At 54.5% G+C, this 18,373-nt stretch carries 23 protein-coding genes; 11 read left to right on the forward strand and 12 right to left on the reverse strand.

All coding sequences use genetic code 11. The annotated features are described in order from the left end of the window. Positions 1-13 precede the first annotated feature (13 nt). The 3 genes from rph to G462_RS0105810 all read left to right on the forward strand — a co-directional run bounded on the left by rph (position 14) and on the right by G462_RS0105810 (position 2,105). The gene (gene rph / locus G462_RS0105800) at positions 14-730 is read left to right on the forward strand and encodes a ribonuclease PH (RefSeq protein WP_026958161.1); all 717 of its coding nucleotides are present in this window, start codon (positions 14-16) and stop codon (positions 728-730) included. A gap of 21 nt (positions 731-751) precedes the next feature. Continuing rightward, entirely contained in the window at positions 752-1,396 is a 645-nt protein-coding gene (gene pyrE, locus G462_RS0105805; protein ID WP_026958162.1) for an orotate phosphoribosyltransferase, read from the forward strand. Positions 1,397-1,646: 250 nt separating this feature from the next. Beyond that, the gene (locus tag G462_RS0105810) at positions 1,647-2,105 is read left to right on the forward strand and encodes a hypothetical protein (protein WP_026958163.1); all 459 of its coding nucleotides are present in this window, start codon (positions 1,647-1,649) and stop codon (positions 2,103-2,105) included. On the opposite strand, the gene G462_RS24455 is transcribed toward G462_RS0105810, so the two are convergent. The 5 genes from G462_RS24455 to coaBC form a co-directional block, all read right to left on the reverse strand. Then, positions 2,102-2,254 carry a hypothetical protein gene (locus G462_RS24455; protein ID WP_157378563.1) on the reverse strand — a complete coding sequence of 51 codons (153 nt, stop codon included), beginning with the start codon at positions 2,252-2,254 and terminating at the stop codon, positions 2,102-2,104. The genes G462_RS0105810 and G462_RS24455 overlap by 4 nt on opposite strands. A gap of 649 nt (positions 2,255-2,903) precedes the next feature. Further along, entirely contained in the window at positions 2,904-3,734 is an 831-nt protein-coding gene (gene mscS, locus G462_RS0105820; RefSeq protein ID WP_026958164.1) for a small-conductance mechanosensitive channel MscS, read from the reverse strand. A 114-nt stretch (positions 3,735-3,848) separates the two neighbouring features. Then, on the reverse strand, positions 3,849-4,442 hold the full coding sequence (gene slmA, locus G462_RS0105825) for a nucleoid occlusion factor SlmA (RefSeq protein ID WP_026958165.1): 594 nt from the start codon (positions 4,440-4,442) through the stop codon (positions 3,849-3,851). A gap of 32 nt (positions 4,443-4,474) precedes the next feature. Beyond that, the gene (dut, locus tag G462_RS0105830) at positions 4,475-4,930 is read right to left on the reverse strand and encodes a dUTP diphosphatase (protein WP_026958166.1); all 456 of its coding nucleotides are present in this window, start codon (positions 4,928-4,930) and stop codon (positions 4,475-4,477) included. Then, the gene (gene coaBC, locus G462_RS0105835; RefSeq protein ID WP_026958167.1) at positions 4,927-6,162 is read right to left on the reverse strand and encodes a bifunctional phosphopantothenoylcysteine decarboxylase/phosphopantothenate--cysteine ligase CoaBC; all 1,236 of its coding nucleotides are present in this window, start codon (positions 6,160-6,162) and stop codon (positions 4,927-4,929) included. The genes dut and coaBC overlap by 4 nt, the downstream gene beginning before the upstream one ends. Before the next feature lie 167 nt (positions 6,163-6,329). Here coaBC and radC point away from each other — a divergent pair, with 167 nt between their 5' ends. The 5 genes from radC to mutM all read left to right on the forward strand — a co-directional run bounded on the left by radC (position 6,330) and on the right by mutM (position 8,979). Next, a complete protein-coding gene (gene radC, locus G462_RS0105840) occupies positions 6,330-7,004 on the forward strand; it encodes a RadC family protein (protein WP_026958168.1) in 675 nt (224 codons plus the stop codon). Positions 7,005-7,139: 135 nt separating this feature from the next. Further along, positions 7,140-7,376: a 50S ribosomal protein L28 gene (gene rpmB, locus G462_RS24170; protein ID WP_084404950.1), complete on the forward strand. Its 237-nt coding sequence runs from the start codon at positions 7,140-7,142 to the stop codon at positions 7,374-7,376. A 23-nt stretch (positions 7,377-7,399) separates the two neighbouring features. Continuing rightward, positions 7,400-7,555 (forward strand): 50S ribosomal protein L33, encoded by a 156-nt coding sequence (rpmG, locus tag G462_RS0105845; protein WP_285762680.1) that lies wholly within the window; start codon positions 7,400-7,402, stop codon positions 7,553-7,555. 135 nt (positions 7,556-7,690) lie between these two features. Beyond that, positions 7,691-8,155, forward strand: a complete 465-nt coding sequence (locus G462_RS23805) for a hypothetical protein (protein ID WP_051326557.1) — start codon at positions 7,691-7,693, stop codon at positions 8,153-8,155. 11 nt (positions 8,156-8,166) lie between these two features. Further along, on the forward strand, positions 8,167-8,979 hold the full coding sequence (mutM, locus tag G462_RS0105855; RefSeq protein ID WP_026958169.1) for a bifunctional DNA-formamidopyrimidine glycosylase/DNA-(apurinic or apyrimidinic site) lyase: 813 nt from the start codon (positions 8,167-8,169) through the stop codon (positions 8,977-8,979). A gap of 12 nt (positions 8,980-8,991) precedes the next feature. Here mutM and coaD read toward each other — a convergent pair whose 3' ends face one another. After that, positions 8,992-9,471 carry a pantetheine-phosphate adenylyltransferase gene (coaD, locus tag G462_RS0105860; RefSeq protein ID WP_026958170.1) on the reverse strand — a complete coding sequence of 160 codons (480 nt, stop codon included), beginning with the start codon at positions 9,469-9,471 and terminating at the stop codon, positions 8,992-8,994. Positions 9,472-9,628: 157 nt separating this feature from the next. On the opposite strand from coaD, the gene G462_RS0105865 reads away from it, so the two are divergent. After that, positions 9,629-10,654: a glycosyltransferase family 9 protein gene (locus tag G462_RS0105865; RefSeq protein WP_026958171.1), complete on the forward strand. Its 1,026-nt coding sequence runs from the start codon at positions 9,629-9,631 to the stop codon at positions 10,652-10,654. A 10-nt stretch (positions 10,655-10,664) separates the two neighbouring features. Here G462_RS0105865 and G462_RS0105870 read toward each other — a convergent pair whose 3' ends face one another. Together G462_RS0105870 and G462_RS0105875 are read right to left on the reverse strand one after the other, a co-directional pair. Further along, entirely contained in the window at positions 10,665-11,435 is a 771-nt protein-coding gene (locus G462_RS0105870) for a glycosyltransferase family 2 protein (RefSeq protein ID WP_026958172.1), read from the reverse strand. Further along, positions 11,432-12,478 carry a glycosyltransferase family 9 protein gene (locus G462_RS0105875; protein WP_026958173.1) on the reverse strand — a complete coding sequence of 349 codons (1,047 nt, stop codon included), beginning with the start codon at positions 12,476-12,478 and terminating at the stop codon, positions 11,432-11,434. The genes G462_RS0105870 and G462_RS0105875 overlap by 4 nt, the downstream gene beginning before the upstream one ends. 87 nt (positions 12,479-12,565) lie before the next feature. Here G462_RS0105875 and G462_RS0105880 point away from each other — a divergent pair, with 87 nt between their 5' ends. Then, a complete protein-coding gene (locus G462_RS0105880) occupies positions 12,566-13,297 on the forward strand; it encodes a 3-deoxy-D-manno-octulosonic acid kinase (RefSeq protein ID WP_026958174.1) in 732 nt (243 codons plus the stop codon). Here the strand turns inward: G462_RS0105880 and waaA are convergent. The 4 genes from waaA to rfaD all read right to left on the reverse strand — a co-directional run bounded on the left by waaA (position 13,277) and on the right by rfaD (position 17,503). Beyond that, entirely contained in the window at positions 13,277-14,542 is a 1,266-nt protein-coding gene (gene waaA / locus G462_RS0105885) for a lipid IV(A) 3-deoxy-D-manno-octulosonic acid transferase (protein ID WP_026958175.1), read from the reverse strand. The two genes, G462_RS0105880 and waaA, sit on opposite strands and share 21 nt — an antisense overlap. Before the next feature lie 90 nt (positions 14,543-14,632). Next, positions 14,633-15,370, reverse strand: coding sequence for a glycosyltransferase family 25 protein (locus G462_RS21845; protein WP_084404951.1), 738 nt, complete (start codon positions 15,368-15,370; stop codon positions 14,633-14,635). Between the two features lie 112 nt (positions 15,371-15,482). After that, on the reverse strand, positions 15,483-16,523 hold the full coding sequence (gene waaF, locus G462_RS0105895) for a lipopolysaccharide heptosyltransferase II (RefSeq protein ID WP_026958176.1): 1,041 nt from the start codon (positions 16,521-16,523) through the stop codon (positions 15,483-15,485). A 38-nt stretch (positions 16,524-16,561) separates the two neighbouring features. Continuing rightward, positions 16,562-17,503, reverse strand: coding sequence for an ADP-glyceromanno-heptose 6-epimerase (gene rfaD, locus G462_RS0105900; protein ID WP_026958177.1), 942 nt, complete (start codon positions 17,501-17,503; stop codon positions 16,562-16,564). Positions 17,504-17,658: 155 nt separating this feature from the next. Here rfaD and G462_RS0105905 point away from each other — a divergent pair, with 155 nt between their 5' ends. Then, positions 17,659-18,297 carry a TetR/AcrR family transcriptional regulator gene (locus G462_RS0105905; RefSeq protein WP_026958178.1) on the forward strand — a complete coding sequence of 213 codons (639 nt, stop codon included), beginning with the start codon at positions 17,659-17,661 and terminating at the stop codon, positions 18,295-18,297. Positions 18,298-18,373: the final 76 nt, after the last annotated feature.

Below are 18,373 nucleotides of genomic sequence, written 5' to 3' on the forward strand. Positions count from 1 at the left end.
TACGGAGTTTCCTATGCGCCCCAACGGCCGAGAGCAAGGGCAGATGCGCCCGATCACCATTACCCGCAACTACACAGCCCATGCCGAAGGCTCGGTTTTGGTGGAGTTTGGCGATACTAAAGTACTGTGTAATGCCTCGGTAGATGATGGTGTGCCGCGCTTTTTGAAAGGTAAAGGCCAGGGCTGGATCACCGCCGAATATGGCATGCTGCCTCGCTCTACCCACTCGCGTATGGGTCGTGAAGCGGCGCGCGGCAAGCAAAGCGGTCGCACCCAGGAAATTCAACGCCTTATCGGCCGCTCTCTGCGTGCTGCGGTTGATCTTAAAGCGCTGGGCGAGTTCACCATCACCGTGGATTGCGATGTGATTCAAGCCGACGGCGGTACCCGAACCGCAGCCATTACCGGTGCCTGTGTGGCCCTGCAAGATGCGCTGTGGTGGCTGATGGAACAGAAGAAGCTGAAGATCAGCCCGCTTAAGCAGATGATTGCGGCGGTATCAGTCGGCATTGTCGATGGCCAAGCGGTGTGCGATCTGGAGTATGTGGAAGACAGCAACGCCGAGACCGACATGAACGTAGTGATGGGCGCAGATGGTCGCATGATCGAAGTACAGGGAACGGCAGAAGGCGAACCATTCAGCCATGAAGAGCTGCTGGAGATGCTAGCACTGGCCAAAGATGGCATTGAGCAGATCATCGAGGCGCAAACCCAAGCCTTAAATAGTTAACCTGTTACAGAAGAGAGCACCATGAAAGCTTATCAACGCGAGTTTATCGAGTTTGCCCTGAGCAAGGGCGTACTGAAGTTTGGCGAGTTTACCCTGAAATCAGGCCGTAAAAGCCCCTACTTCTTCAACGCAGGTTTGTTTAACACTGGCCGTGACCTAAACCGTTTGGGCAAGTTCTATGCGGCGGCGCTGGAAGACTCTGGCGTGGGTTTTGACCTGGTATTTGGCCCTGCCTACAAAGGCATCCCAATCGCTACCACCACCGTGGTGGCGCTTGATGAGCACTACGGCAAAGACTACCCCTACTGCTTTAACCGCAAAGAAGCCAAAGACCATGGCGAAGGCGGCAACCTGGTGGGTTCAGAGCTGAAAGGTCGGGTGATGTTGGTGGATGATGTGATTACCGCGGGCACCGCCATCCGCGAGTCGATGGACATTATCGCCGCTCACGAAGCCTCACTGGCTGGGGTACTGATTGCGCTAGACCGTCAAGAGAAAGGCAAGGGCGAGCTAAGCGCGATTCAAGAGGTGGAGCGCGACTACGACGCCACCGTTATCTCTATCGTGAAACTGGCTGACCTGATTACCTACCTTGAAGAGCAAGGCGACAATCAAGAGGCGCTGGCGGCGGTACGTGCCTACCGTGAACAGTACGGTATTGCCTAGCTGTTAGGGCGAACATCCAATCCGACAAAGAGGCGTAAGCCTCTTTTTTTATGCCTGTTCGTCTGCTGAGAGCTAGCCCCGATTTCGACTAAAGGTTAGTGCTTTTACTCGCACTCTATGAACTGCTGCACAAATTCACGATTCGAGGCGGGGCAAACTTGACGTGTATCAAGGGGAATCGGTCTTTGCTCATCGCTTTAGCGAGGAGATCTTAGACTTTAGCTATACGCCACAGCCGGAGGAGAGGCATATGCGCTTTCAACAACTCAAAGAGCTATTGGATCATTTCGAGAGTGACCGCCGCCAGCTGATCAAACTCTATCGCCATCTGGAAAACCAGGCCGATGACGAGCGGGTAAGAATGCTGCTCTCTTACTTGCAGCAGCGCGAGCATGAGAACTGCCAACAGCTTAAATCCAGCTATAGTGAAACGCCGAAGGATGTGCTGGAAACCTGGGTCGACCTAAGGGCTGAGAACGATATTGCTGAGATATGCAGCAAGGTGTTTTTACCCGCTAACATGCATGTAGAAGAGGTGTTGGCGGTGGCAGTGGAGCTGGAGGGTAAAACCCTCGAGCTGCTCAATACCGGGGTACTGCAGCTGGCCAGCATGGCCCACGCTAAGGAGTATCTGGAGAACCTGTTGGAGCATCAGCAAAAACGCGAGCAACAGCTCGTTCACTCAGCGCACCGGATGGACGATATCTAGGGCGTAGCCAAGGCCTGCTGCCAGGCTTGGTCGGCGACGGCTTTATAGGCTTGCCAGTCGCCGCTGAGCCAGCGCTGACGGCCCTTTTCAGCGTAAAACAGATAGAGCTCGTCGCCAAAGAACTCCCACACCTTACCGTTGGTTGCCACTATACCCGAGCAACCTCAATATGCTTGTTCAGCGAGATTTCCAGTCCCTCAGGCAAGGCACTGTTCCGCTGGTCTAAATCAAGGAGCAGTAACGCAGTATGAGGGACTGGAAATCTCGCCCTTTGGGAGGAGCTCAATGTCCATAGTTCTTCGTTAAAAACACTCGAAATGGATTACCATTCCTTCGCATTTTCGCCTCGCTCTATGGGCATTGAGTTCCTCTGAATCCTGCATTTTGAGGTTGTTCGGGTATAGTCCTTCTCCCAAGCTCAACGCATTGGCGCATTGGCGCATTGGCGCATTGGCGCATTGGCCGTTGTAGTGCGGCACATAGTCCTCTGGTGAGGCGGCAAAGCGCGCGGCTGACTCGGCCGAAGCGAAATACCAATCGGCCGCTTGCCAGCGCCCCTTGTGTTGTTTGCTGCCTTCTAGCGTATCGCCTGCGTAATAGCCGAGTGTGTCGTGGCCGCCAATGGCTTTTTCGCTTCAAAAACTGGTGGCGACTGGTTCGCTGGCCCAGCTAGCGGCGCTGAGGAAGAGCAGTGCGACTGGGATAGCTCTCATAGTGACACTCCCGATGCAATTCAAACGGTGGATGTAAAAAAGCCCATGCTAAAGCATGGGCTCGGCAGCTGCGCTTGCCAATCTGTTAGCTGGCAGCCTTGTCCAGATGCACATCCATCTGTGGGAAGGGGATCTCGATACCGGCGTTATCCAGCTCGTTCTTGATGTTTTCCATCAAGTCAAAATAGGTACCCCAGTAATCGGCGGTACGCACCCATGGGCGGACCACAAAGTTCACCGAGCTGTCGGCCAGCTCTACTACGCCCACGGTGATATCAGGGTCTTTCAATACTCGCTCGTCGGCTTCACACACCGCGCGCAGCACTTGCTTGGTTTTGGCCAAATCAGCGTTGTAGCCAACACCAATGACAAGGTCGATACGGCGTGTGTCTTTGGCGGAATAGTTGACGATGTTGCCGCCGAGTACCGATGAGTTAGGCACGACCACCAATTTATTATCGGGGGTGGTCAGCACGGTAGTGAAGATCTGCACCGATTGCACGGCGCCAGAGGTTCCTGCGATCTCTACGAAATCGCCTGCCTTAAATGGGCGGAAGCCAATAATCAGTACGCCTGCAGCAAAGTTAGAGAGCGAGCCTTGCAGCGCTAAGCCAATCGCTAAACCAGCGGCACCGATGACAGCGACAAACGAGGCGGTTTGCACGCCCACCCTTGATAGGGCCGCGATGATCACGAAGGCGATAATGCCGTACTTCACCAATGAGGCGATGAAGTGGCTGATGGTGTTGTCCAGATTACGGGCATTGAGCAGCTTCTCTACGCCGCGGGCCAAAATCCCTGCCACGATAAAACCGATGATGATGATAATCAGTGCGGCGGCAATGTTGACCAGATACTGAATGATTAATTCTTGGTTTTGTTCAATCCAAGAGCTACCGGATCCAAATACGTCCATGTATGGGCTCTCCAACAAGTGAGGTTAAAAGTGAGTCGCGTTTTTAGCGCCTTTCTAATCTAGCAGCTTCCCTGCGGCTTTGCTGAAAAAAAGCCCTCATAAAGAGGGCCTTAGTTAGCTTGCGCTCATCTGGCTTTCGAGGAACTGCCAGTGCACATCAAACTGTGCGGTGGGCTTGAGTTTGAACTCGCTGCGCACGTATTGGCTGACTCGGCCCTCGGTGTAGGCCAGCAGCAGGGTTGCGAGTGAGCCTTCTTCGATGTCGAAGGCCTCGCCTTCACGTAGTTTGCGTTCGCGCAGTACCTGCTTAAGCTGCAGCTCGATCTTCTCGAACAGCACGCTAACGCGCGCCCGCAGGCGTTCGTGCTCACCCTGCAGCGCATCACCGGTGATGATGCGGCTCAGGCCTGGGTTGCGCTCACAAAAGCCCAAGATCAGCAGCAGAATGCTCTGGCAGCGCGCCAGGGTCTGCTTTTGCTCGTCTTGGATCAGGTTGATGCGTGATAGCAGTGCTTCTTCAATAAACTCGATAAGACCTTCGAACATCCGGGCCTTGCTTGGGAAATGGCGATAGAGCGCCGCTTCCGATACCCCTACCTGTTTGGCCAGGTTAGCGGTGGTAATGCGTTGACCGTGGTTGGATTCCAACATTTGGGCAAGCGCTTGCAAGATTTGTTCGCGGCGATTGGTTTTATTATTTCCCGCCATAGTGCTGTATTTCCTTCTCTGCGCAGGTGGAATTAGTGTTTACCGGTGTGGCCAAAGCCACCTTCACCGCGCTCAGAGTCGGCAAATTCCTCAACAATCTCGAATTGGGCTTGTACTACCGGTACAAACACCAGCTGGGCAATACGCTCACCGGGTTCGATGGTGAAGCTATCTTGGCCGCGGTTCCAGCAAGAGACCATCAGCTGGCCTTGGTAGTCGGAATCAATAAGGCCCACTAGGTTGCCCAGTACGATGCCATGTTTATGGCCCAGGCCCGAGCGCGGCAGGATGGTGGCGGCCAGGCTTGGGTCGGCGATGTGGATGGACAAACCGGTCGGCAGCAGCTGGGTCTGGCCCGGCTCTAGGGTGACCGCTTCATCTAAACAAGCGCGCAGGTCCATGCCGGCAGAGCCGGGGGTGGCGTAGTCTGGCAAGGGGAATTCGTTGCCGATCCGCGCATCGAGGATCTTTAATTCAATTTGCTTCATTGTGTTGGTTTCGTCTTTTGGTAGTGCTGTGCTACTAAGTTCATTAATTGCTCGGCCAGTTCAGTCTTGCTGCAGGGCGCGAGCTCCTTATTACCGTTATTCCAATAGACACTTAAGGCATTGTTATCGCTGTTAAAGCCTAAATCTGTGTTGGATACGTCGTTAGCGGCGATCATGTCCAAGTTTTTAGCTTTGAGCTTACCTAAAGCGTAATCCTTCACATTTTGGGTTTCGGCGGCAAAGCCGATGGTGAAGGGTTTGTTATCCAACGCCGCAACGCTGGCGACGATATCTGGATTCTTAGTCAGCGACAAATGGATATTGTCGCCACTCTTCTTAATCTTCTGCTCGGCCACTTCCGCCACGCGGTAATCGGCCACGGCTGCGCAGCTGATGAAGATATCGCATTGGGCGATCTCATTCATGCTCGCCTCGAGCATCTGCTGGGCGCTGGTGACAGAGGTGCGCTGTACCCCACTTGGGGTGGCCAGATTAACTGGGCCGCTAATCAACTCTACGTCGGCGCCCAACTGTTGCGCTGCTTGGGCCAGAGCAAAGCCCATCTTGCCGGAGCTGTGGTTGGAGATGTAGCGCACCGGGTCGATGGCCTCGCGGGTCGGGCCCGCGGTGATCTTAATACGGGTGCCTGCCAGTAGCTGGGGCTTTTGCTGACTCTCGAAGAACTGGCTAACGGCTTCAACCACCGCCATCGGTTCGATCATCCGGCCCTTGCCAACATCGCCACAGGCTTGTTCGCCACTGGCTGGGCCCCACTGATGCACGCCACGCTTGGCCAGCAGTGCAAGGTTGTCTTGGGTGGCTGGCGCGCTGTACATCTGTTGATTCATTGCCGGCACGATGGCGATTGGGGCGTCGGTTGCCAGCAGTAAGGTGCTGACTAAATCGTCGGCCAGGCCATGGCTCAGCTTAGCGACGATATTGGCGGTAGCCGGGGCGACCACAATCAGATCGGGCCATTTAGCCAACTCGATATGGCTCATTGCGGCTTCGGCTTCGGGATCGATCAAGGCGCTGCTAACCGGTTCACCGGAGACAGCTTGCAATGTCAGTGGCGTGATAAAGCCCTGAGCATGTTGAGTCATCGCGACGCGTACCTCGATACCGCGGTCTTTTAATCGACGCACGATTTCCGGGGTTTTGTAGGCGGCAATGCCACCACTAATCGCTAAAAGTACCTTGCGGGTTGCCTGCATATTCAGAAAGTTTCCCATTGATCACAATGCGTTGCCAAGACTATCACAAATCCATAGCAGCGAATATTGCCGGATGCGAAACAGCCTAATGGCGTCTTTGTGATGGCAAGTAAGGACTGGCCAACTATGCTAACAACTCTAATGTGTTAATTGTCATTACAAGGGCAAAGTATGGCGATCAGGATATGGCGATAAAGCATTGGCCCAAGCAGCAGCGGCCGCGCGAAAAACTGTTAAGCCAAGGCGCTAAAGCACTTAGCGATGCCGAGCTGCTGGCGATATTCCTGCGCACCGGCATTCCCGGCTTGGATGCGGTGGCGTTGGCGCAGCATCTGTTAGAGCGTTTTGGCTCGCTGCGTGGGGTACTGAGTGCGCCGCTAGAGCGCTTCTGCCAAGAGCTTGGGCTGGGCGAGGCCAAGTTTGTGCAGCTGCAGGCCAGTATCGAGATGAGTCGCCGCTATCTGGAGCAGGAGATGCAGAATCTCTCCGTTTTAGATAGCGCCGATGCTGCACGAAACTACTTATCAATGGAATTAAGTGGCCAACAGAGGGAAGTATTTGCGATTCTGCTATTGGATAATCAGCACCGAGTGGTACAATTCGCGCCGCTCTTCTATGGAACGATAGATGCTGCCAGCGTATACCCGCGCGTGGTGGTGCAGCGAGTGCTTGAAGTCAATGCCGCCGCGGTCATATTGGCTCACAATCATCCCTCTGGGGTGGCGGAGCCGAGCCAGGCAGATCGACATTTAACCGATCGACTGATCAATGCCCTCGCCTTGATAGATGTTAGGGTGCTTGATCATATCGTGGTTGGACATGGCGAAACGGTTTCCTTCGCCGAACGCGGGTGGATATGATCATTTGTTCACTTTTTAGTTGATCAACCGCGCCTTTTGCTGTATAAAATGCGGCCTTTCTGTGTCGTCCCGGGCGACGGCCACACGGGGCGCTAACAGGTGCTCGAGCAGAAGTATTTTTTGGAGAAGACTGACATGTCTAGAGTATGCCAAGTAACTGGTAAAAAACCAGCCGTTGGTAACAACGTATCACACGCAAAAAACCGCACTCGTCGTCGTTTTTTGCCTAACCTTCAATCTCACCGTTTTTGGGTAGAGAGCGAAAAACGTTTCGTTAAACTACGTGTATCTACTAAAGGTATGCGTGTTATCGATAAGAAAGGTATTGACGCTGTATTGGCTGAAATGCGCGCTCGCGGTGAAAAGGTATAAGGGGCTAAAAAATGGCTAAAGGTATTCGCGAAAAAATTCGTTTGAACTCATCAGCTGGTACTGGTCACTTCTATACCACTGACAAAAACAAACGTAACATGCCTGAGAAAATGGAGATCAAAAAGTTTGATCCTGTAGTTCGCAAGCACGTTATGTACAAAGAAGGCAAAATCAAATAAGATTTTTCCTGCTTTGAAAAAACCCGGCTCTGGCCGGGTTTTTTTATGCCCCAATTGCGGCGGTGGCGGGCTCTGCGTATCATGATGCCACGTGCCAGTTCGATGTTTGGCACTTGCTGCAAATGGAGTTTTTACATGAAGTTAAGTCGACGCGCCTGGAATAACGTGATTATTCTGACTGTCGCGGCCATGATCCTCACCTTCCGCTTTTTCGAGCTACGCCCCGGCGAGCAACCCGTAGAGATCAGCGCTGGCCGCCTACTGCCTGAGGGGGCGGTGATTTTGCAGCTCAACCTTCCCGATCGCACTATCGAGCGCCACGGCACCGAGTGGCATGTTGAATCCACCCGCGATGCCACTATCAACGCCAGCCCGATTACCACGATCGATGCGTGGATGCATGCCGAGCTGAAGCCGTGGGAGCAAGCAGTGGGCGGTGCGGCGCAAACCTCACAGGTTAGCGTGTATCTGGCCTCGCTCAGTGAGCCCTTGCAGCTCACCCTGTTTGAGCTGCCAGAGCGGCGGGTCATCTCCAACTGGCAAGGACAGTTACTCGAACTTGACCCGGGCACCTATGAGCTGCTGTTCGCGCCACAATAAGGTTTATCGCTATGCCTGAGTTACCCGAGGTAGAAACCAGCCGCCGCGGCATTGCCCCGCATATCGAAGGGCAAGTCATCGCCGCGATAGAGGTGCGCCAACCCAAGTTGCGCTGGCCAGTGCCCGAGCAGATCCAGCAATGTGTCGGCTGCGAGATTATTAGCGTGCGCCGCCGCGCCAAGTATCTGCTGCTGGAGACTGCTGCTGGGCATATCGTGATTCACCTGGGGATGTCGGGGAGTCTGCGGGTACTGCCAACAGACACCCCTGCGCAAAAGCACGACCACGTGGATATTGTGCTGCAAAGCGGCCAACTACTTAGGCTAAACGATCCGCGCCGTTTTGGCTGTGTGCTGCTCTGCGAGCTGCCGCTGGAAGCTTATCCACTGTTGGCCAATCTTGGCCCTGAGCCACTCTCTGAGGCCTTTAGCGCTAACTACTTAGTGGAGCAGGGGCAAAAGCGTAGCGTGGCCATCAAGCAGTTTGTGATGGACAACAAAGTGGTGGTGGGTGTGGGGAATATCTACGCCAATGAAGCGCTGTTTCGCAGCGGTATTCACCCTAAGCGCTCCGCCAATAAGGTATCGGCGAAGCGCTTAACGGAGCTTACCGAGAACATAAAGCAGGTACTGGCCGAGGCGATTGAGCAAGGTGGCACCACGCTTAAAGACTTCTCTAGCCCAGAGGGTAAACCCGGTTACTTTGTTCAGCAGTTGGATGTGTATGGGAGGGAAAACCAGCCCTGCCATAGCTGCGGTGGGCTGATTAAGGCCGAGCGGATCGGCCAGCGCAATACCTTTTTCTGCCCGCATTGTCAGCGCTAGCGTTGTGCTCCTCTAGGCAAGCTTTTCCGCCACCGCTTTGGCGACATGGGGCGCCACAAAGCCACGGATATCGCCGCCGTGGCGAGCCACCTCTTTAATCAGGCTGGATGAGATAAACGATACGCCCTCACCGGGGGTGAGGAATACGCTCTCCAGGTTGGGGTCGAGCTGGCGGTTCATATCTGCCAGCTGCAGCTCATACTCGAAATCGGAGCCGGTACGCAGTCCACGCAGCAGTACGTTGGCTTGCTGCTGCTTTGCCAGATTGACCAACAGATCGGTAAAACCGATGATCGAGACGTTATCCCACTCGCTGCAGGCCTCTTCCAACAACTCGACCCGTTCTTCTAAGGAGAACAGCGGTTGCTTGCTCGGGCTGGCTGCCACTGCCACCACCACATGATCAAACATCTTGGCGGCGCGCCGGATAAGATCGCTGTGTCCGTTGGTCACCGGGTCAAAGGTGCCGGGGTAAAGTACTTTGGTTGACATGCAAGCTTACTCATTTAGAAATCCATCAAGAAACCGATTATAACCAGCCTGCTGAGTCAGTGGAAACCTTGCAAAAGTGCTGCTCTCATGGTGTTGGCTACCCCTGCATTTGGCGAGCAAATAGGGTTACAATACAAGGGCTTTTACGGAGGGTGAGATGAACAAAGTACTGGTGGTTAGAAACGACAAGATTGGTGACTTTATGCTGGCATGGCCAAGCTTTGCGATGCTAAAGCAGAGTATGCCCGAGACCGAAGTGACCGCACTGGTGCCCTCCTACACCGCGCCGCTTGCCGAGCTGTGCCCGTGGATTGATAAGGTTATCATCGACTGTGGCTCTTCTGCCAGCTCCGAGCGGCAAGCTAAGCTGCGCCGAGAGATCCGCCAGCAAAAATTTGATGGCTACTTGTGCCTGTTCTCTACCATGCGTAACGCCTGGCTGGGCTTCAGTGCGGGCATTAAGCGTCGCTGCGCACCGGCCACTAAAGCGGCGCAACTGCTTTTTAATCAACGCCTTAAGCAGCGCCGCTCGCAATCCCTTAAGCCCGAATCCGAGTACAACCTCGATCTGACCCGCTTCTTTTTAGAACGGCAGGGGGTTGAGGCTGCAACTGTTGCCGCGCCCTATCTGAGCTTTTCCGCTGAGCAGCTGGCAGCTCGCCGAGAGCGTGAGTTTGCGAATCAGCAGACTCGGCCCTTGGTGATGGTGCATATCGGCAGCGGCGGCTCGGCCAACAATCTAAGCTTCGAGCAGTACCAGAGTTTGATTGAGTGCCTGTCACAGCTATTGCCGCAGCGCTGTTTTGTGATTACCGCCGGCCCGGGTGAGCTGGTCGAAGCGCAAGAGATGGTCAGTGCCTTGGGCAAGCGCGATGTTTGTGCGCAGCTGTATTACTCCGAGCAGGGGCTGGATGTGTTCTGCGAGGTGCTCGCCTGCGCCGAGCTGTTTGTTGCTGGCTCCACTGGACCGCTGCATATCGCCGGTGCCTTGGACGTGCCCACCGTGGGCTTTTTCCCAAGTCGCCGTAGCGCTACGCCGCTTCGCTGGAAGCCGCTTAACCGCGAGGGCAATCATCTGGCCTTCACGCCGCCAGAAGGCGAGCTGACCCAAGAAGACATGAGCCTGATTAACGTTAGTGACGCGGCGGTGAAGATCCAGCTATGGATGAGTGAACGCGGCTAAGCAAGCGCGCTTATTGGCTGCGGCTGTCGTTGTCGCGCACCCACAGATCGGCATACTTCACAAAGGTGGAGTGGGCCGATAGCACTGAGATCAAAAAACCCTGTTTGCCATCGAGGAAGCCGCGTTTAAGCAGGTACATCTTGCAAAAACAGCCCACCGCATGCAGCACGCCCTGACTCAATGAGCTCTTCTTTCCGCGCGCCTGACGCTGATCGGCCCAGGCCCGCGCGTATCCGGCAGATTTCACCAGATAGTGCTCCATCGACTCGTAGGTATAGTGCAGCAGATCGCCCTTTAGCTTTTGAACCTGTTGCCCTTGAGGGATCTGCAGCTTTTCATGCACCAACGCATCGTCGTACTGAGTGAGCCCGGTGGGATGCAGGCGAATCACCCAATCAGGGTACCAGCCACAGTGCTCTAGAAAGCGGCCAAACACCCACGATTTACGTGCTATCTCGTAGATCGCTGATTGATCGGCTGCGATGGCTTGTTTAACGCTCTGGGCCAGCTGCGGACTGACTCGCTCATCGGCATCTAGCCACAGGCACCAGTCACAGCGAACTTTTTGCTGGGCCAACTGGCGTTGGCGACCAAAGCCGGGCCACTCTGTGTTCTGATGAAATTCCGCCCCTGCCTGCTCGGCAATCTGCTGGCTGTTATCGCTACTGCCCGAGTCAAACACCACCACTTGATCGGCAAAATCGACACTGGCGATACACTCGGCCAAGTTGTCGGCTTCATTTTTGGCAATGATGACCACTGCCAAACTGGGATGACTCATAGCTGATGCTCTCGTTGAATTCGTTGAAACATGGCGATGACCTGATCGGCCTCAATGGCTTGCATCGCTTTAGGGTCTTTGACTCGGCTGCGCCAGCTTAGCTGATCCGCTGGGCGCTGATGTTGCGCTTCGATAAGTTGCTGCCACACGCTAACCACATACTCCTGACTGTAGTAGGGGCCGGTCCGCTTGGGGTTATGGTGAGCATACACCCCCAGCACCGGGGTGCCGACGGCTACGGCCATGTGGGCAGGGCCGGTGTCTGGCGATAGCAGCAGATCGGCTGCTTGGATTAGCGCCCATAGCTGCTCTAAGCTGGTATGTCCGCACAGGTCGTTGAGCTGGCTTTGGCAGCGCTGATTTAGCTTGGCGCTTAAGGCCTTCTCTTTGGCGGAAGGGCTGCCAATCAGGCTTACCCTAAAGCCTTGCTCAAGCGCATACTCGGCCAGCTGTTGATAGCCGCCCAGCGTCCAGTTCTTGTAGTCTTTGCTAGCAGCTGGGCAGATTAGCAGATGCTTTCCCTCACCCAGCGCTTGCTTGGCCCATGTTGTGGCCTGTTCGCTTAAGGGCACGCACCAGCTTGGTGGTTTCGGTGTTAGGCCTAGCTGTGCCACGAATTGCATGAAGCCGTCTAGCACGTGCGGTGTGCTAGCGGCTTGGATCGCCTCGCTGGTAAACAGCCATTGGCCATCTTTGGCGCGGGCGCGATCGAAGCCAATACGTCGCTTCGCCGATATCATCAGGCTGCACAGGCTGGCTCGAAGCGCCGCCTGCATATGTAGCAGCACATCAAAACGGCGCCCTGCCAACTGCTTGCGTAAGGCGATTAAGCCGCGCCAGCCTTGGGATTTATCAAAGACAACGACTTCGATATCGTCGAAGATGGCCAGTAAACGTGCCTCGGCCTTGCCACACACCCAGGTGATCTTTGCCTTGGGAAACCCTTGTTGGATTTGCTGGACGGCTGCGAGCGCATTGCATACGTCGCCAATCGCAGACAAGCGGAGTACGCAGATAGTGTTGGGTGAGGCGGTGTTATTCATGGCGTCAGGCTAATCAGGTGTTGGCAGCATTATGCTTTTGCTAAGTGACGATGTAAAATTCCCGCGTCGATAACAATAAGTAGTGTCATGCAGATAGAAAAACAACGACTGGATGATGGGTGGATGTTCTTCAACCCAGAGGTGTGGACAGAAGTGCAGGAGAGTTACTTCTATCCCCGTCATTGGCAGCAGAATCGAGCGGTGATTGGGCAGGCCTCTGGCCGGGGTACAACCCTGTTCTTTCGTTATCAGGATCGCGATTGTGTGTTACGTCACTATCATCGTGGTGGCATGGTGTCGCGTATTAGCGATGACCGCTACTTCTATCTGGGGCTCAGCCGCAGCCGGGTTTGGCGCGAGTTTAAGCTGCTGGCACAGATCCGCAGCTTGGGGCTGAAGGCACCTTTACCGATTGCGGCGCGGCTTAAGCGTCAGGGCTTTAGCTGTCGAGCTGACTTGATCACTGAGAAGATCGATAACGCGCGGGATATGGCCGATTTGCTCAGCCATAAACGCTTATTGCCCGAGGAGTGGGCGCGAATTGGCGAAACCATCGCACAATACCACCTTAATGGCATCTACCACGCTGATTTAAACCTGCGCAACATCATGTTGGACGACCAGCAGCAGGTGTGGCTAATCGACTGGGACAACGGCCGTAACCGCCGTCCTGCTAAATCCTGGCGTCAGGCTAACCTGGACCGTTTGCTGCGCTCCTTGGAAAAAGAGCAGAAGAACAGCAGCCACTGCCATTGGCTGCGATCCGACTGGCAGTGTTTGATAGAGGGCTATCAAGCTTCATTCAAGCAAGGATTGTAGACTGCGTGCCAGCGCGCCGCGGTTGAGTTCGACGATCTCCGCGCCCTGCTCGCCTTGTTGCTTACGTAGCTGCGGATCATCCAGCCACCTTGCCAGCTGTTTAGCCAGAGCGTCGATATCGGCACTTAGGTAAAGCGCCCCGCAGGCTTGCAGCTGTTGACTGATATCACTGAAGTTGAAGTCGTGACTGCCGGCCACCATGGGTAAGTCCATGGCCGCCGCTTCCAAATAGTTATGCCCACCCACTGGTACCAGCGAGCCTCCGATAAAAGCGATATCTGCTGCAGCATACATCAACATCAGCTCGCCCATGGTGTCGGCAAGATAGACCTGTACCTTCTCATCAATAGCTTGTTGATGGCTGCGTCGCGCGGTGTGCCAGCCCTGTTGTTCAATTAGCTCCGCCACGCTGTTAAAGCGCTCAGGGTGGCGCGGAACCAAGATAAGTAGTAGCTCTGGGTAGTCGGCAATCAGCTGGCGGTGCATTGCCAATACTTGCTCGTCTTCGCCCTTGTGGGTGCTGGCGGCAATCCAACAAGGCCGCCCTTCAAAGGCGGCGCGAAACTGCTTGGCTGGTTCCGCCAATTGGCTTTGGTCGGGCAGATCGTACTTCACACTGCCTGTTACCTGTAGGCGAGCGGGATCCACCCCTAACTGGCGAAAGCGTTCGGCGTCGTCTTGGTGCTGCGCTAGCACCAGATCCAGCTTGGAGAACAGCGGTCGAGTGGCACTGCGCAGTTTTAGGTAACGGCGGGCAGAGCGCTCCGACATACGCGCGTTGATCAGCTTCACTGGGATCGCCTTGCTGGCGCAGCGGCCCAGCCAGTTGGGCCATAGTTCGGTTTCCATGATCCAAAGTTGTTTTGGCTGGTGCTTGAGTAAAAACAGGCTGATGCACGGCCACAGATCCAACGGTGCATAGCGGTGAGTCACACCCTCGCTAAGACGTTGCTCGGCCTGCTGGTAGCCAGTGGCGGTGGTGGTAGTTAGCAGGATGTTCAGCTCGGGGTGTTGTTGCTTGAGCTGTTTCACCAGTGGAGTGACCGCGATAACCTCACCAACGGATACGGCGTGCAGCCAGATATCGACCTGCTTAACTGTCTTGCTGATACCAAAGTGTTCCGGCCAGCGGCCGCCGAAGCCAGGCTTGTTGTTGCGAGGCCAGTAAAGCTGGTAGAGGAAGAAAGGGAGCGCTAGAAAATTAACTAGGTTATATAGGATCCGCACGTTTAGGCTAAGGTTCACTGTGTGTTAGCTGAACCTTAGCAAAAGCAGGGGCTTACTTGATAGAAATAGCTGCGTTTCGTGAGCTTTTTGGCGACCACGTAAGCAAATCTAGCGATTGAACAGCTTATACTCTAGCAGGAACTTAAGGTTGGCAAGCTGGGTCATCAGTAACTCGCGGCCACGGTAGTAGTTTCTAACCAGTCGTCGGCCCAGGCTGATCTTCTTGCGCTCGCGGCCCGGTATAAAGCTGTGCCCATGGTCGTTCTGAACAAGTAGTTCAGGTTCAATTCCTAGGTTGTAGTTGCCGTGCAGGTAGTCTTTATCCATGTAGTTATCTACCGCGTCTACCCATTCGTGCTCGGTGTGCTTCAAGAAGCGCTCGGCACCAGCTGGAGTAATGATGTAGCCTGCGGCGGAGGCGGGCCATTTCAGGTATTTGTAAACGCGGTCTTGGACGTGAAGTTTAGGCGTCTTGGTAGTGCCTTTGCCCAAACGCAGATAACCGTTCCTTTCCAGCAAATCGAGGGGGATGTGGTTTTCCAGTACGTCTTTGAACTCATCGCTGAGTACCGCGTCATCTTCTAGCACCACGATCGTCTCGTTAAGCTCTACGGCTTTCTTCCACATCAGATAATGACTGGCAAAGCAGCCCACTTCACCGGGGACCAAACCGCTACCTTTGCGGTGCACCCGTTTCTTGTCGTTGTAGACACTCACGTGGTCCATGGGTAGCGATGCATCGACCGCATCAAAGAACTCAAACTCCAATCCCATCTGTTCGAACGTGCTCTGCATTCTGGCTCTGCGTTCCGTCGCACGACTTAAGTTAATAACAAAGATTTTCATTGGGTTAGTCGCCCTTGGTTAGGATTTGCGGGGCGATTATAACCAAAGTTATTGCTAAGTTTATAGGGTAGGATCAAGGTGGCCAAAACATGACCACCTAGTTTACTAATGGCTAAGCAGGCTTGCCTAGCAGCAGCTCAATGGCGGAAATAGCGTGCGAGGGGGAGAGCTCGGTCAGGCACTTGTTGTGGCCAAAGCGGCAGGTCTTCTTAAAACACGGTCGGCAGCCGATATCGGTGTGCAGGGTGGCGGTGACCTCACTGAGTGGTGGCGTGTACTCGGGCGATGATGAGCCATACACTGCAATTAGCGGCAGCCCTAGGGCCGCTGCAATGTGCATCAAGCCGGAATCATTAGAGATCGCCAAGTTAGCACAGGCCATCAGATCGATGGCATCAGCAAGTTGGGTGCGCCCTGCCAGACTGCGACAGTGGGCTTGCTGGGCATCATCCAAATGCGCCTTGATAGCATCAGCCACCGCAGCGTCTTTGTTGGAGCCGAATATCCACACCTGACCGTTGTATTGCTCGATCCACACTCGCGCAACCTCGGCATAGTGCTGCTCAGGCCAACGTTTGGCCGGGCCAAACTCAGCGCCGGGGCACATTGCCAAAATAGGACGGTCCTGCTTGAGGTTAAGCTGGCGTAGCTGCTGTTGCTGATTGTCGATGTCGGCTGACAGCTTGGGGTGCGGATAGCTGGGGAGCTTAGTGGCGTTGGTCATCTCTTCCGCGGGGAAGGATAACGAGACATAGCGCTCCACCATCAAGGGAAAATCGAGCTTGTTGTCGCGGCGATCGTTCAGTACCCAGTAGCGGCTCTCGCCCTTCCAGCCAGTGCGGCGTGGGATCTTGGCAAAGAACGGGACCAGCGCCGATTTCATCGAGTTTGGCTGGGTAATTGCCCAATCGTAGCCTTGTTTGGCCAGCTCCAGCCCAAGCTTGCGACGCACGCCTAGCTTGAGGTCGCCATGACCGAGCGGCATGCGGAGCGCGTTGTCGACTTCCGGCATGCGTTCTAGCAGTGGCCGGCACCAATCTGGGGCCAGCACGTCAAGTTGGGCATCGGGGTAATGTTGTTTTAGAGCCATATACAGGCTCTGAGACATAACCATGTCCCCCACCCAGGAAGGACCGACTACGAGGATTTTCATACAGCGCTCAGATGAGGGGCTAAGCCCCTTCCTTATAATTATTTATTCAACCAGCTCATGTACTCGGCAACACCTTCTGCAACGCTTTTGAACTCGTCGCTGTAACCGGCATCGCGCAGCTTGCCCAAGTCTGCTTGGGTAAAGCTTTGGTAGCAGCCTTTTAGATGGTCTGGGAAGGGGATGTACTCAATCTCGCCTTTGCCGTGGTGTTTGATGACCGCTTCAGCCACCGCGCGGAACGGTTCGGCGCGGCCGGTACCTAGGTTGAAGATACCGCTGATCTCAGGGTGTTTCCAGAACCACAGGTTCACCTTGCATACGTCGCCCACGTAGACGAAGTCGCGCATCTGCCCGCCATCTTCATAGCCGTCATAACCCTCGAACAAGCGTGGGTTCTTGCCGTCGTTAACTTGGTTGTTCAGGTGGAAGGCAACACTGGCCATCGAGCCTTTGTGCTGCTCTCGTGGGCCGTACACATTGAAGTAACGGAAGCCAACCACTTGCGAGCGGATCTCCGGCAATAGGCGACGTACGTAGTTGTCGAACTGCAGCTTGGAGTAGCCATACACGTTAAGCGGGCCTTCGTACTGCTTTTCTTCCTTGAACACCTCGGTGTCGCCGTAAGTGGCGGCCGATGAGGCGTACAGGAAAGGAATCTCACGTTCCAGGCAGTAGTGCAGCAGCTCTTTGGAGTACTCGTAGTTGTTCTCCATCATGTACTTGCCATCCCACTCGGTGGTGGCTGAGCAAGCGCCTTCGTGGAACATCGCTTCGATCGGGCCGAAGTCTTCGCCAGACACGATACGGGCAATAAAGTCGTCTTTATCCAGATAGTCTGCGATTTCCAGGTCAACCAAGTTGACGAATTTGGTGCCATCCTTGAGGTCGTCGACGACGATGATGTCAGTAATACCTTGCTCGTTGAGCTGCTTAACAATGTTTGCGCCAATAAAGCCGGCGCCACCAGTGACGATGATCATGGGTGCTACCTTTGTCCGGTGGGAAAGTGCTGAGATTTTATGCCGCAGAGGAGTCAATAGCAAACTGCGACAGCTCTGATCTGTAAAGAAGCGCTAGATTTAAGAGGGTATTGTCGGTATCAATGAAAAAGCGCCATTCAAAAGTTCAGTAAACTATGAAGACAAAAGAAAAAATTGTATTGGTTTCGCTCGATATGTTTAACCGCCTCGGCGAGCGTAACGTGACCACCAACCACATTGCTGCGGAGCTGGGGATCAGCCCCGGGAATCTCTACTACCACTTCAGCAACAAGCAAGAGATCATCTGCAGCATCTTTGCCCAGTATGAGCAGCAGCTGCGCGACAGTTTTCGCCCCCAAGCGGACCAGCGGCTCACGTTGGAGCAAGTGACCGCTTATCTCGATGCCTGCTTTGAGATCATGTGGCAGTTTCGCTTCCTCTACGCCAATCTGGCGGAGTTGCTGGCGCGTGATGAAGGGATGAAGGCACGCTATCACGCCATCCAGGAAGACTTGGTGGAGTGGGTAAGAGCGATTCTTGTTCAGCTGCGCGATAGCCGCTTTTTAGCGGGTGATGACAAGACCATGGAAGAGCTGGCCGATATGGTGAAGTTTATCGTTGGCGCTTGGATCGTTTATCAAAGCGTGCAGAAGGACAAAGGCGAAATCGATAAATCGACCCTCTACAAAGGCGTGCTTCAGGTGCTGGTGTTGCTGCGTCCCTACTTTACTGAGACCTCCCGCTCTACCTGTGAGCGCCTAGAGCAACATTACAGTGAACTGGCATTTGGCTAAAACACCATAAAATACCCATTGGATCTGGTTTATCCACTGATTTTAACCCGTCGTGGCACTATAATGCATCGTAATG

The sequence above is a fragment of the Aliagarivorans taiwanensis DSM 22990 genome (assembly GCF_000429505.1).
In the GTDB taxonomy this organism is placed as follows: Bacteria; Pseudomonadota; Gammaproteobacteria; order Enterobacterales; family Celerinatantimonadaceae; genus Aliagarivorans; species Aliagarivorans taiwanensis.

What these genes read in the sequence shown, in the direction of transcription:
- rph (WP_026958161.1), top strand. Translation starts at nt 14, where the DNA reads ATGCGCCCCAACGGCCGAGAGCAAGGGCAGATGCGCCCGATCACCATT.
- pyrE (WP_026958162.1), top strand. Translation starts at nt 752, where the DNA reads ATGAAAGCTTATCAACGCGAGTTTATCGAGTTTGCCCTGAGCAAGGGC.
- G462_RS0105810 (WP_026958163.1), top strand. Translation starts at nt 1,647, where the DNA reads ATGCGCTTTCAACAACTCAAAGAGCTATTGGATCATTTCGAGAGTGAC.
- mscS (WP_026958164.1), bottom strand. Translation starts at nt 3,734, where the DNA reads ATGGACGTATTTGGATCCGGTAGCTCTTGGATTGAACAAAACCAAGAA.
- slmA (WP_026958165.1), bottom strand. Translation starts at nt 4,442, where the DNA reads ATGGCGGGAAATAATAAAACCAATCGCCGCGAACAAATCTTGCAAGCG.
- dut (WP_026958166.1), bottom strand. Translation starts at nt 4,930, where the DNA reads ATGAAGCAAATTGAATTAAAGATCCTCGATGCGCGGATCGGCAACGAA.
- coaBC (WP_026958167.1), bottom strand. Translation starts at nt 6,162, where the DNA reads ATGGGAAACTTTCTGAATATGCAGGCAACCCGCAAGGTACTTTTAGCG.
- radC (WP_026958168.1), top strand. Translation starts at nt 6,330, where the DNA reads ATGGCGATAAAGCATTGGCCCAAGCAGCAGCGGCCGCGCGAAAAACTG.
- rpmB (WP_084404950.1), top strand. Translation starts at nt 7,140, where the DNA reads ATGTCTAGAGTATGCCAAGTAACTGGTAAAAAACCAGCCGTTGGTAAC.
- G462_RS23805 (WP_051326557.1), top strand. Translation starts at nt 7,691, where the DNA reads ATGAAGTTAAGTCGACGCGCCTGGAATAACGTGATTATTCTGACTGTC.
- mutM (WP_026958169.1), top strand. Translation starts at nt 8,167, where the DNA reads ATGCCTGAGTTACCCGAGGTAGAAACCAGCCGCCGCGGCATTGCCCCG.
- coaD (WP_026958170.1), bottom strand. Translation starts at nt 9,471, where the DNA reads ATGTCAACCAAAGTACTTTACCCCGGCACCTTTGACCCGGTGACCAAC.
- G462_RS0105865 (WP_026958171.1), top strand. Translation starts at nt 9,629, where the DNA reads ATGAACAAAGTACTGGTGGTTAGAAACGACAAGATTGGTGACTTTATG.
- G462_RS0105870 (WP_026958172.1), bottom strand. Translation starts at nt 11,435, where the DNA reads ATGAGTCATCCCAGTTTGGCAGTGGTCATCATTGCCAAAAATGAAGCC.
- G462_RS0105875 (WP_026958173.1), bottom strand. Translation starts at nt 12,478, where the DNA reads ATGAATAACACCGCCTCACCCAACACTATCTGCGTACTCCGCTTGTCT.
- G462_RS0105880 (WP_026958174.1), top strand. Translation starts at nt 12,566, where the DNA reads ATGCAGATAGAAAAACAACGACTGGATGATGGGTGGATGTTCTTCAAC.
- G462_RS21845 (WP_084404951.1), bottom strand. Translation starts at nt 15,370, where the DNA reads ATGAAAATCTTTGTTATTAACTTAAGTCGTGCGACGGAACGCAGAGCC.
- waaF (WP_026958176.1), bottom strand. Translation starts at nt 16,523, where the DNA reads ATGAAAATCCTCGTAGTCGGTCCTTCCTGGGTGGGGGACATGGTTATG.
- rfaD (WP_026958177.1), bottom strand. Translation starts at nt 17,503, where the DNA reads ATGATCATCGTCACTGGTGGCGCCGGCTTTATTGGCGCAAACATTGTT.
- G462_RS0105905 (WP_026958178.1), top strand. Translation starts at nt 17,659, where the DNA reads ATGAAGACAAAAGAAAAAATTGTATTGGTTTCGCTCGATATGTTTAAC.